The following is a 12,743-nucleotide window of genomic DNA, read 5'->3' as shown; positions in this document are numbered from 1 at the left end:
GATGGCCCAGGGCCGGCTTCAGGACCGCCAACCCGTCGGCGTCGTCGATATCGGATCGAACTCCGTTCGTCTGGTCATCTACGAAGGCAACTGCCGGACCTTGACGGTCCTGTTCAACGAAAAGGTTCTGAGCGGGTTGGGCAAGGGGCTGACCCAGACCAACCGGCTCGATCCGCAAGCCATCGATAGCGCGTTGGCCGCGCTCAGGCGCTTTCGCAAGCTTGCCGAGCAGGCCCATGTCGTCGAACTCCATCCGATCGCGACAGCGGCCGCGCGCGAAGCCCAGAATGGGCCGGATTTCATCGTCGCGGCTGAAGAAGCGATCGGTTCCCGGATTTCAATCCTGTCGGGCGCCGACGAGGCACGCTATGCGGCCGAGGGCGTGCTGGCGGGTTTCCATACGCCCGCCGGCATTGGTGGTGATCTCGGCGGCGGCAGTCTCGAATTGGTCGACATTCATGACGGGCAGTTCGAAGGGGGACTGACTCTTCCGCTCGGCGGTCTGCGTCTGCGCGATCTCGCCGAGGGAGATCTTTCGCGGGCGCAGGCCATCGCCGACAGCCACCTGGCCGCCTGCGCTCTTGCCGGAAAAGGCGAGGGGCGTCCCTTCTTCGCTGTCGGGGGCACATGGCGCAACTTGGCCAAGCTGCACATGGCACAGACCAAATACCCGTTGCACGTTATGCATGGCTACGAGATCGACCCCTCCGGGATCGAGGATTTCCTCGACACCATCCTGCGCGGCGATCCCGAGAAGCTGCAGGGAATTAGCGCGGTCTCGAAATCGCGCCGGCCACTGCTCGCCTATGGCGCCGTCGCGCTGAAAAGCGTCATGCGTCACATCAAGCCGTCGAAGATCGTGATGTCGGCACTTGGGGTGCGCGAGGGCTATCTTTATTCGCTGCTACCGGCCGCGGAAAAGGCCAAGGACCCGTTAATCGAATCCGCCCGCGAATTGTCGATCCTGCGGTCTCGCTCGCCCACCCATGCCCTGGAACTTGTCGAATGGAGCCGGCGCACCTTCGAGGCGTTTGGCATCGAGGAAACCGAGGACGAGGAGCGGCTGCGCGAAGCCGCCTGTCTTCTCGCCGACATCGGCTGGCGCGCCCATCCGGACTATCGCGGCAAGCAATCCCTCTCGATCATCGCCCATGCCGCCTTTCCGGCGGTCGACCATCGCGGCCGAGCCTATCTCGGCCTGACCAATTACTACCGGCACGAGGGCAGTTTCGAGCAGATGCAGCTGCCCGAACTCGAGCGTCTGATCGAGGACCGACTGATGACGCGTGCCCGCATTCTCGCATCGCTGTTTCGCGCGACCTATCTGTTGACGGCGTCGATGCCTGGCGTGCTCGATCAACTGAAATGGGCACAGGATCCACGCGGCGGCTTCACGCTGGTGATCCCGCGCGCACTCGCCGCACTGATCGGGGAGCGGCCCGAAGGCCGCCTCCAGCAATTCGCCAAGACCGTCGACAAGACACTGCGCATGGAAGTGCGGTAGCCGCGCGGCCTCACGCGTCCCTTTCAAGCGAGACCACTTCGACCTTGCGGTTGCGATAGACGAGGGCGGTCTCGCCTTGCAGCAGCCCGAGCGCCCGTTCGCCGAAAATTTCCCGGCGCCAGCCCGACATCGCCGCAATTTCGGCTTCCTCACCCTTCCAGGCAAGTTTTTCCAGGTCGTCTCCCGACGCGATCATCTTGGCCGCGACGCCCTTTTCCTCGACCACGATCTTCAGAAGGACCTTGAGGAATTCGACCGCAGCTGCCGTGCCCTCGGGCAGTTGCCGAGAGCGCGGAATCGGGGGCAGCTCCGATTTCGGCACCGCCAGCGCGCGGCTCACTGCGGCGATGATCGCCCGGCCCGCGGCGCTGCGTTCGAACCCGTTCGGTATCGTCCGCAGGCGGCCGAGCCCCTGTTCGTCTGTCGGCTGCTGCTGGGCGATCTCGTAAATCGCATCGTCCTTGAGGATACGCCCGCGCGGCTTGTCGAGGTCGCGTGCCTCGCGCTCGCGCCATGTCGCCAGTTCTTTCATCACCTGCAATTCGATCGGCTTGCGCACCCGCAGCTTCAGTCGTTTCCAGGCGTCGTCCGGATGCAGGTCGTAGGTGGCCGGGTCCGCCAGGATCGCCATTTCCTCGGCCAGCCAGTGGCCGCGGTCGTCGGCCTCCAACTGCTTTGTCAACTCGCGATAGACGTCGCGCAGATAGGTGACGTCGGCAAGCGCATAGGTTAGCTGCTGCTCGCTGAGCGGGCGGCGGCGCCAGTCGGTGAAACGCGAGGTCTTGTCGATGCGCCCATCGGTGGTCCGGGCGACGAGTTGGTCGTAGGCGATTGATTCCCCAAACCCGCAGACCATCGCCGCGACCTGGGTATCGAAGAGCGGCTTGGGCAAGATGCCGCCGAGCTTGTAGACGATTTCCAGATCTTGGCGCGCCGCGTGGAACACCTTCACGACGCTCTCGTCGGCCATCAGCTCGAAGAACGGCGCCAAATCCATGCCGCTGGCGAGCGGGTCCACTAGCACGGCAAGATCGTCCGACGCCATCTGGATCAGGCAGAGCTCGGGCCAGAACGTCGTTTCGCGGATGAACTCGGTATCGACGGTGACATATTCGGCGGTGGCGAGGTTGGAGCAGGCCTTGGCAAGGTCCGCGGTCGTGGTGATCATTTGCATCCGATATCCTTAGCCCGATCGCGGTGCCGTGCGAAAGGCGGATGCGCCACAGCACCCGTGAAATCTTGACAGGACGAAAGCTGCGTGCGCTTGTCCCCCGCGATTCAATCGAGCCGCCAAACCGTGCCTGCGCGCGCCGACGTGCGGCCGGACCCGGGCCAGATTCAAGAGAGAATGCCATGCACCGCTATCGCAGTCACAGCTGCGCCGCCCTTCGCAAGGACGATGTCGGCAAAACCGTCCGCCTGTCCGGTTGGGCCCATCGAATCCGCGATCACGGCGGCCTGTTGTTCATCGACCTGCGCGACCATTACGGGCTGACGCAAGTCGTCGTCGATCCCGACTCGCCTGCCTTCGCGGTGGCGGAAACGGTGCGTGGCGAATGGGTCATCCGGATCGACGGGGAAGTGAAGGCGCGCTCGGACGAAACCGTTAACGCCAAGCTGCCGACCGGCGCGGTCGAAGTGTTCGCCCGCGAGATCGAGGTGCTGTCGCAGGCCAAGGAACTGCCGCTGCCAGTGTTTGGCGAGCCGGAGTACCCGGAGGATATCCGGCTCAAATACCGCTTCCTCGACCTTCGCCGCGAGACGCTGCACAAGAACATGATGCGGCGCACGCAGATCGTCTCGAAAATGCGCCAGCTAATGGGCGACGGGGGTTTCTTCGAGTTCCAGACGCCGATCCTCACCGCCTCCTCGCCGGAGGGTGCGCGCGACTTTCTGGTGCCGTCGCGACTGCACAACGGCCTGTTCTACGCGCTGCCGCAGGCGCCGCAGCAATACAAGCAGCTGATCATGATGTCCGGCTTCGACCGGTATTTCCAGATCGCGCCCTGCTTCCGCGACGAGGACCCTCGCGCCGACCGCTTCTACGGCGAGTTCTATCAGCTCGATGTCGAGATGAGCTTCGTCGAGCAGGAAGACATCCTGTCGACCATGGAGCCGGTCATCCGCAACGTCTTCGAGACGTTCGCCGACGGCAAGCCGGTCAGCCAGAATTTCCGCCGCATTCCTTATGCCGAATCGATCCGCAAATACGGCACAGACAAGCCGGACCTGCGTAATCCGATCGAGATGCAAGCGGTGACCGAGCATTTTGCCGGTTCGGGTTTCAAGGTGTTCGCAGGCATGATCGCCAACGATTCGGCGGTCGAGATCTGGGCAATCCCGGCCAAGACCGGCGGTTCGCGTGCCTTCTGCGACCGGATGAACTCCTGGGCGCAGGGCGAGGGCCAGCCGGGCCTTGGCTACATCTTCTGGCGCGAGGAGGAGGGCAAGCTGGCCGGCGCCGGTCCGCTTGCCAAGAACATCGGCGAGGAGCGCACCGAGGCGCTGCGCACCCAACTCAGCCTCGAAGCGGGCGACGCCTGCTTCTTCGTCGCCGGGCGGCCGGACGCTTTCGCGGCCTTCGCCGGCGCCGCAAGAACGCGGGTCGGCGAGGAACTGGACCTGATCGATCGTGACCGGTTCGAGCTCGCCTGGATCATCGACTTCCCCTTCTACGAATGGCAGGACGAGGAAAAGAAGGTCGATTTCGCACACAATCCCTTCTCGATGCCGCAGGGCGGCATGGACGCGCTGCAGGGCGACGAGCCGCTGGCGATCAAGGCATTCCAGTACGACATCGTTTGCAATGGTTTCGAGATCGCCTCGGGCGGCATTCGCAACCACATTCCCGAGACCATGGTGAAGGCGTTCGAGATCGCCGGCTACTCGAAGGAGACCGTGGAAGAGCGCTTCGGCGGGCTCTACCGTGCCTTCCAGTACGGCGCGCCGCCCCATGGCGGCATGGCGGCGGGCGTCGACCGTATTGTCATGCTTCTGTGCGGCGCCAAGAACCTGCGCGAGATCGCCATGTTCCCGATGAACCAGCAGGCTCACGATTTGCTGATGGGCGCGCCCAATGAGGCGAGTCCGGCTCAGCTGCGTGAACTCGGCCTGCGTCTGGCGCCGGCGGCGAAAAACTGACCAAGCGCTCTCCCCTCCGCACCTTTCGCGAAGGGGAGAGCGATCAGCGATCGCTGAACTTCCCCCTACTTTGTTGGCCGTCGACGCTTAATCGTTGGCGCTGACGGTCAGCGACAGCACGCTCGGCAAGGTCTGCGGGGCGCCCATCGCCGCGCCGATCAGCTGTGTCGCCGGCACTGGATTGGCCGGCGCGACGGTGATCGACAACGACTTCGGATCGTTGAGATAGGCCGTCACGGCGTCGGTGACGTCCTTCTGGAAGTCAGGGTTTTGCAGGTAGGAGAGGAACATCGGCAGCATGCCGATGAGCCCCTCGATCAGCTGCTCGCGCGTCTGCCCATTCTTCTCGGCATAGTAGTCGAGCAGCTTGCCGGTGAGTGAGTCATCGACGAAGGTAATGTCGGCGGCGTTCAGATAGAGTTGTGAGATCAGCCCCATGACCGCCATGCCGGATGCCTGCTGATTGTCCGGATTGGCGGCCATCTGCTGCTGCAGCTGTTGCAGCGACTCGATAAACGCTGGTGTGTAGCCAGAAATTCCGTAAGTGAAGGACAGGCTGCCGGCATCTTTCAAATTGATGTCGAACGGATCGAGCTCGAGGAGGCCGCTCGCGGGGGTCCAGGTGGCGGAGCCGGATATCTCGCCACTCAGCGTGCTGTAACCGACCTCCTGGATCGTTTTCGTGGCTTCTGGATCGTCTCCCGAAGTGAGATCCGCCGTGAAGCTGCCGAAATCGAACTCCGCCGTGAACGCACCATCGTCGCCGATCTCGTTGCTCAAGGAAGCATCCGCGAGGCTGAAGATTTTCTTGCCGTCCTTCTCGACCTCCACGGATCCGATCGTGGCGCTCTCGAAATAGAAGTCGGAGAATTTCATCGCCGCCGGTACGTCGGTCGCGCTGGTCCCGACGAGCTCCAGGCCCTCAACCACCATGCCGCCGATTCGCGTGCGCGTGCTATCCTCGGTCTCATCGAAGTCCGGAAACGCGACCCGCTCGACCTCCCATCCATCGGGGGTGGAGCCGGAGACGTTCTCGAACGTGATCTCGGCGACCGTGCCTTTCCCATCGGCCTTGGCTCCAGAGACGCCCTTCAGGACGACATTTTCGCCGTCGGCTTCCGCGCTGTCGAATGTCAGCGACATGTTCTGCTTCTGCGCGACGGCCTTGAGCCGCTCGGCAAAGGCCTCGGCGTCGACCGCGAAAGCCGACGTCGAGCTGAGTAGCAGCAGCGTCGTTGTGGCGAGGGATATGCCTGTCCTGGCGAGCATGAGAGAACCTTTCGCTTGAACCTGGGCGCGCCGCGGCGCGATGAGAATGCGGACCGGTGTCGCGTACTATTGTAGGACGGAAGCCCCGTCGCGATAAGGGGAGGGGCGGCGAGCGACGGAATTAGAGTAACGGCGCTCGCCTAGGCGCCTACAAATCCTTGAATAACCACGTTCCGGAGTTGTTCCGGGCGCCGCCCTGGCCTAGACCAGCCGCATGGGCAAGGCTGTAGAGCCGCCGTCGGGCGGCGGCAACATCGAAGCGATCGATCTCAAGGCGGCACTCGAGGAGCGTTACCTCGCCTATGCGCTGTCGACGATCATGGGGCGGGCACTGCCCGATGTGCGCGATGGCCTGAAGCCCGTCCATCGGCGCATCGTCCATGCCATGCGCGTTCTGCGGCTCGACCCAGGCCAAGGCTACAAGAAATGCGCCCGCATCGTCGGCGACGTCATGGGCAAGTTCCATCCCCATGGCGACGCGTCGATCTATGACGCGCTGGTGCGGCTGAGCCAGGACTTCGCCATCCGCTATCCGCTGATCGACGGTCAGGGTAATTTCGGCAATGTCGACGGCGATAGCGCGGCGGCCATGCGCTACACCGAAGCACGCATGACCGACGTTGCGACGCTGCTCCTGCGGGGCCTCGACGAGGACGCGGTCGATTTTCGCGCGACCTATAACGAGGAGGATCAGGAGCCGATCGTCCTGCCGGGCGCGTTCCCCAATCTCCTGGCCAACGGCTCGTCCGGGATCGCGGTCGGGATGGCGACGTCGATCCCGCCGCACAACGCCGCCGAACTCTGCGACGCCGCCCTCAAGCTGATCGAAAATCCAGACGCCTCGATCGATGCGTTGCTGCGCTTCGTGCAGGGGCCGGACTTCCCGACCGGCGGCGTCATCGTCGACAGCCATGCGCAGATCCGTGAAGCCTACGACAGCGGCCGCGGCTCGTTCCGTGTCCGGGCCCGCTGGGAGACAGAGGACCAGGGCCGCGGCGCTTACGTCGTGGTGGTCACCGAAATTCCGTATCAAGTGCAGAAGTCGCGGCTGATCGAAAAGATCGCCGAACTGCTGCAAGCACGCAAACTGCCGCTGCTCGCCGACATCCGCGACGAATCGGCCGAGGACGTGCGCGTCGTCATCGAGCCGAAGAGCCGGACCGTCGATCCGGAACTCTTGATGGAATCGCTGTTTCGGCTGACCGATCTGGAATCGCGCATCTCGCTGAACATGAACGTGCTGTCCGGCGGCAAGGTGCCGAAGGTCATGTCGCTCAAGGACGTGCTGAGCGAGTGGCTCGCCCATCAGCGCGAGGTGCTGGTGCGCCGGGCGCGTTATCGGCTCGGGCAGATCGAGCGGCGGCTGGAGGTCCTGGCCGGCTATCTGATCGCCTTTCTCAACCTTGACGAGGTGATCCGGATCATCCGCGAGGAGGACGAGCCGAAGGCGGTGCTGATCCGCACCTTCGGATTGACCGACGTGCAGGCCGAGGCGATCCTGAACATGCGCCTTCGCTCCTTGCGCAAGCTGGAGGAATTCGAGCTCAGACGCGAGTTCGACCGACTCACGGAAGAGAAAGCCGAAAAGGAAGCGCTACTCGCCTCCGACGATCAACAATGGTCGTCGGTTGCCGGCGAGATTCGCGAAGTCCGCGAAACCTATTCCAAGAAGACCAAACTCGGACGCCGCCGCACGCTCTTCGCCGACGCGCCCAACCGGGCTCTCGACGACATCGCCGTCGCGCTGATCGAGAAGGAGCCGGTGACCGTCGTTCTGTCCAAAAAGGGCTTCCTACGCGGCATGCGCGGGCATCTCGCGGATTTCTCGACATTGACCTTCAAGGAAGGCGATGGCCTGAAGCTCGCCTTCCATGCCATGACGACCGACAAGTTGGTATTTCTGTCGACGGGCGGTCGGGCGTTCACGCTCGGCGCCGACAAGCTGCCGGGCGGGCGCGGGCAGGGCGAGCCGATTCGTCTCGCCTTCGACTTCGACGACGAGCAGGACATCGCTATCGCCTTCGTGTCCGATCCGGACCGCCGTCGTCTGCTGGTCTCGTCGGACGGCAATGGCTTCATCGTTGCGGAGGCCGATATGCTGTCGGCGACGCGCAAGGGCAAGCAACTGATGAATCTGTCCGGCAAGACCGCGTTGGCGCTCGCGCCGACGGTCGACGAGGGCGACCACGTCGCGATCGTTGGTGAGAATCGAAAACTGCTGGTCTTCCCGCTGGCGCAGGTGGCGCAGATGGCGCGCGGCAAGGGCGTGCGCCTGCAGCGTTACAAGGATGGTGGGGTCTCGGACGCCAAGGTCTTCGGGATGGCGGGCGGTCTGGTCTGGTCGGATTCCGCCGGCCGGATGTTTACCCGCTCCGAAGCCGAACTCCTGGAATGGCGCGGTGACCGGGCGCAGGCCGGGCGCCTGGTGCCGAAGGGCTTTCCGAAGACCAACAAGTTCGAAGGCTGAGGTCGCGGCGCATCGCGTCGGCTCGATCGATGGCCGGGTGAGCGCTTGTTGCTCCCGTCACACGTGGCGGGATGCGACCGCGATACGCGGCCGCCGGGAGCGCCGCGCGCGACCGAGCTCGACGAGAGAGTGCACCACGAGCGTTCCGACGACGACGATGCCGCCGACAAGCGCCAGATCCGTCGACCGCTCGCTGAACACCATCCAGACCCAGACGGGCGCGAGCACGGTTTCCACCAGATATGCCATCGACACGATGGGCGCCGGCACGAACATCGGCCCGAGCGCCAGGCAGATCAACGCGATGGGAATGATCACCGCGCCGTTAAGGGCGAGCCACCCAATCGCCTCGGAATGGATGCCCTCGACGGCGACGAAGGGAGCGGCGATCAGCGCCGGCAGGAAGGCGCCAAGCGCCGCGGCGTAACGCATGTCGGTTCGGCTGCGCCGGGCAAGGGTGATGGCGAGGGCGATGAGGAAGGCGGTGGCGAGCGCGGCCAAGTCGCCCATCCAGTTGCCGGTCTCGAAGCCGGCTCCGATGATCAGTAGAACGCCGAAGAGCGTTGCTGGGATGGCCAGGAGGGTCGCTGTCGACGGCCGCTCGCCGACCATCCGCCAGGACAGCAGCGCCGAGAACATCGGATTGAAGGCAAGGATGAAGACGACGTTGCCGGCGCTGGTGTTGAAAACCGAAAAGACGAAGGTCGCGGCCGCGAGGGAATAGATGCCCGTGACAATAAGCCCGGCGCGCCCGGCGATCAGCTTCCGGCTGCTCGGAAACAGCGAGCGGTCTATGCGCCAGATCAGCACCGCCGCCAGACAGGTGAGGGCGCCGCGTACTAGCAGGACGGTCCAGAAGGCGCTCTCCGACAGCCGAATGAGCGGAATGTCGAAAGAGAGGACGAAGCCGCCGAAACCGACAAGGGCGAGTCCCTGCGCGTAGGATGACGACGGCGACGACTCGCTCGCTTGCGGCGGGACAGACATAAAATTCCGTTATGGACAGATCGGGATAGGTGAGCGGCGCCAGCGAAAACTGCCGATATGCTTCGCCTTAGCATCATCGCACGCTACGGTGAAACACCGCGGCCGGAAAAGCGTGCGCAACGACGCGTCGCTCAGCCCTCGTAGCGCTCCCAGCCCTTGGGCATCAGGTGCTCCTGCGGCTGAAACCGGATCTTGTAGTCCATCTTCGACGAGCCGTTCACCCAATAGCCAAGATAGAGATAGGGCAGGCCAAGCTTCCTGGTCTGCTCGATATGGTCGAGGATCATGTAGGTCCCCAGGCTTCGGGCTTTCTGCCCCGGCTCGAAGAACGAGTAGACCATCGACATTCCGTCCCCCATCACGTCGCTCAGCGCGACGCCGACGAGGTCGCCGTCCGATCGGTCGCTGAAGAACGAATCCGGCCCCCGCAGGCGATATTGGATGAGACGCGTGTCGACCTGGCTGTCCTCGACCATCATGGCGTAGTCCAGAACGCTCATCTCCGACATCCCGCCATGGGTATGCCGGTCTTCGAGATAGCGGCGGAACAGCGAGTACTGTTCGCTTGATGGAGCCGGCACACCCATCCGGCCGACCAGATCCTGATTGCGGGCCATGATCCGGCGCATCGAGCGGCTCGGCTTGAACTCGTCGACCAGTATGCGGACGGAAATGCAGGCCCGACACGATTCGCAGGCCGGCCTGTAGGCGATGTTCTGGCTGCGCCGGAACCCGCCCTGGCTCAGGAGATCGAGTAGACCCGGGGCGCGCTCGCCGACGAGGTGCGTAAAGACCTTCCGCTCGGCCTGACCTCTGAGATACGGGCAGGGGGAGGGCGAGGTGAGGAAGAACTGCGGCGTTTGCGGATGATGAACTGTCACTGCCGTCGCGCCTCCCTCATAGTCCATAATACCACGGTGCCACGATCGAGAATGTTAACCACACGAGGATCACAAGGGGAACACCGGCTTTGGCGAAGTCGATGAAGCGATAGCGCCCCGGCCCCATGATCAGCAAGTTGGTCTGATAGCCGATCGGCGTTGCGAAGGACGCGTTGGCTGCGAAAATGACGCAGGCGAGAAACGCTTCCGGCGAGGTTCCCAGTCGCCGCGACAGGTCGAGCGCGATCGGCGTGAATAGAACGGCGGTGGCGTTGTTTGATAGCACATTCGTCATGATCGCGATCACCAGGAACAGTCCGGACAGGATCGCCGCGGTGGATAAGCCAGCCAGCGCCGTCATGGCGGTCTCTGCGATCATTGCGGCGCCGCCCGTCCGTTCGAGCGCCACCGCAGCGGCGATCGAGGCGCCGATCAACATGAATATAGATCGATCGAACGCGCGCGCCGCTTCGCCGACCGTCAGGCACCCGGTGGCGACCATCAGGAGGGCGCCGACGACGGCGAGCACCTCAATGGGAAGGGCGCCGGTCGCCGCCATGAGAACGATGGCGAAGAAGATGGAGGCGGCAAGGCCCGCCTTGGCGCTTTGCGGAATCGTCTGGGCGGAATATTCCAGCAGCAGCAGATCGTGGTTGCCCTTCAACTTTGCGATCGCGCTTGCCTGTCCGCAAAGCAGCAAGGTGTCGCCGGGCTCCAGCCTGATTTCCGACAGCGCGGAGCGCGCCATACGGCTCTTGCGCTGCAAGCCGAAGAGCGTGATGCCGAACTGGGTGCGCAGACCCGAATATTGCATCGTGCGGCCGGCATAGCGCGAGCCCGGTGCGACCACGGCCTCGGCCATCACCATGTCGGGGCCGATCTTGTTGGTCTGGTCGCCCAGGGTTTCCGCCGAGGGATCCAGCGCCTTGACCGTCAGATTGCCTGTGGACAGCGCCTTGGAAAAAGCGCGCCGGGTCGCCGTCACGATCAGGCGGTCGCCGACCGCCAGCGTGATGTCGTCGAAGGGTGGCAGGATCGTTCGTTCGCCGCGCAGGATCATGCGCGGCATCAGATCGCCGAGACCGGGGAAGAGGCCCGCTCTCGCCGTGAGCCACTCGAAGGCGTGGCCTTCGGTAATATCGATTTCGCCGAGGAACTGCTTGCCGCCCGAATCCGCCACGCGGCCTTCCGATCCCTGGCGCGGCGTGAGAATGCGCGGCATGAACCCGATCACGTAAATTCCGCCGACGACCGCGATCGCAAGCCCCGGCACGGTGATGTCGAAGAAGCCGATCTCGATGCCGGAACGGGCGGCAACGCCTGCGACCAGCAGATTGGTGGACGAACCGATCAGCGTCGTCATACCGCCGAGAATCGACAGGAAGGACAACGGCATGAAGACATGGGCCGGCGGGATACCACGCTGGGTCGCAAGCATCGTCAGGATCGGGATGAAGATGACGACGACGGGGGTGTTGTTGAGGAATGCGGACAGCAAGGCCGCGCTGAGCAGCACCACCGCGGTGGCGCGCCCGCCGACGGTACCCCCAATTCGGGTCAGCCACTGCGTCGGTCGCGCCATCGCGTCGGTGGCGAAAAGCCCTTGTCCGACAATCAGCAGCGCCAACACCGTGATCAACGCCGGATTGGAAAATCCCGAAAGCAGGTCGCCGCTCGTGACCGCAAAGCCCGCGGCATCCCGGTATGGCGCGACCGCAAAGAGAAGCAGGAAGGCGCTGAGCGAGGCCGCTGCGACGGCTTCGATCGGCCATCGCTCCCAAGCATAGCCGATCACGCTCGCCAGAATGAGGAGATAGGTGGCCCAGACGTGTATCGAATCCATGTGGCGCCGCGTTCCGTTGACCGCGGAACCTTATCGTTCTCCGCCCCCTTGTTGGCAACCTGCGTCTATCCCGCTCATCGTTGGGCGACGATCACCGGACGCGAATTCAGGCCGCCACCCGTGCTGGCGCTGCCTGCCGGACATTGCCGCCGGGGTAGCCGCTACGAGTGCGGGATCAGCGATCGCGAACGACGACCGTACCCAGCAGAAGATCGTGCAGCAGCTGCTTGCGGGCGGTGAACAGGCTAACCAGCAGAACGAGCGGGGTCAGGATCGAGGCCGAGGCCCAGAACAGGACGCCGTGAAGAACGGCGACAGCAGGATCGACACGTTCGCCGTCGAGGCGCGCGACATGGACGCCGGCAAAACGCATGCCCGGTGTCGCCTGCCGGTGTCCGCCCATGGTGAAGCCGATATAGACGATGGCGATCACCGGCAGCAGCACCGCATAGAGGCCCCAGGCGATTCCCAGCGTGACGATGCCGAGCAGGAAGATCAAAATCGCGGCTGGAACCGACAGGAAAAGCACCAGCGCATAGTCGATGACGAACGAAGCAATTCGTCGCGTCCGCACGCCTTCATAGAGGCGAGGCAGATCCAGATCAGTGGTCGAAAAATCGTTCGACGGGTTTGCGGTTCGGTCCATCACGG

Annotated in this window: 9 protein-coding genes; 3 read left to right on the top strand and 6 right to left on the bottom strand. The window is 63.8% G+C overall.

The features are described from left to right. Nucleotide 1: 1 nt before the first annotated feature. Nucleotides 2-1,504, top strand: coding sequence for an exopolyphosphatase (ppx, locus tag VQ044_RS08100; RefSeq protein WP_327646487.1), 1,503 nt, complete (start codon nt 2-4; stop codon nt 1,502-1,504). A 10-nt stretch (nt 1,505-1,514) separates the two neighbouring features. On the opposite strand, the gene rnd is transcribed toward ppx, so the two are convergent. Beyond that, nucleotides 1,515-2,672 (bottom strand): ribonuclease D, encoded by a 1,158-nt coding sequence (rnd, locus tag VQ044_RS08095; protein ID WP_327646488.1) that lies wholly within the window; start codon nt 2,670-2,672, stop codon nt 1,515-1,517. A 185-nt stretch (nt 2,673-2,857) separates the two neighbouring features. On the opposite strand from rnd, the gene aspS reads away from it, so the two are divergent. After that, entirely contained in the window at nt 2,858-4,645 is a 1,788-nt protein-coding gene (gene aspS / locus VQ044_RS08090; protein ID WP_327646490.1) for an aspartate--tRNA ligase, read from the top strand. An 87-nt stretch (nt 4,646-4,732) separates the two neighbouring features. Here aspS and VQ044_RS08085 read toward each other — a convergent pair whose 3' ends face one another. Beyond that, entirely contained in the window at nt 4,733-5,914 is a 1,182-nt protein-coding gene (locus VQ044_RS08085; RefSeq protein WP_327646491.1) for a hypothetical protein, read from the bottom strand. 214 nt (nt 5,915-6,128) lie between these two features. On the opposite strand from VQ044_RS08085, the gene parC reads away from it, so the two are divergent. Then, nucleotides 6,129-8,381 carry a DNA topoisomerase IV subunit A gene (parC, locus tag VQ044_RS08080; protein ID WP_327646492.1) on the top strand — a complete coding sequence of 751 codons (2,253 nt, stop codon included), beginning with the start codon at nt 6,129-6,131 and terminating at the stop codon, nt 8,379-8,381. Nucleotides 8,382-8,438: 57 nt separating this feature from the next. On the opposite strand, the gene VQ044_RS08075 is transcribed toward parC, so the two are convergent. From VQ044_RS08075 to VQ044_RS08060, 4 genes are all read right to left on the bottom strand, one after another. Then, complete coding sequence (locus VQ044_RS08075; RefSeq protein ID WP_327646493.1) at nt 8,439-9,368, bottom strand: DMT family transporter; 930 nt, start codon at nt 9,366-9,368, stop codon at nt 8,439-8,441. A gap of 131 nt (nt 9,369-9,499) precedes the next feature. Beyond that, nucleotides 9,500-10,249, bottom strand: a complete 750-nt coding sequence (locus VQ044_RS08070; RefSeq protein WP_327646494.1) for an arginyltransferase — start codon at nt 10,247-10,249, stop codon at nt 9,500-9,502. A 16-nt stretch (nt 10,250-10,265) separates the two neighbouring features. Then, nucleotides 10,266-12,092 (bottom strand): SLC13 family permease, encoded by a 1,827-nt coding sequence (locus VQ044_RS08065; RefSeq protein ID WP_327625557.1) that lies wholly within the window; start codon nt 12,090-12,092, stop codon nt 10,266-10,268. A 175-nt stretch (nt 12,093-12,267) separates the two neighbouring features. Then, the gene (locus VQ044_RS08060; protein WP_327646497.1) at nt 12,268-12,738 is read right to left on the bottom strand and encodes an RDD family protein; all 471 of its coding nucleotides are present in this window, start codon (nt 12,736-12,738) and stop codon (nt 12,268-12,270) included. Between the last annotated feature and the right edge of the window lie 5 nt (nt 12,739-12,743).

The organism is Aurantimonas sp. C2-5-R2 (assembly GCF_036549495.1).
Classification (GTDB): Bacteria; Pseudomonadota; Alphaproteobacteria; order Rhizobiales; family Rhizobiaceae; genus Aurantimonas; species Aurantimonas coralicida_A.
This window is presented reverse-complemented; position numbering and strand designations above follow the sequence as displayed.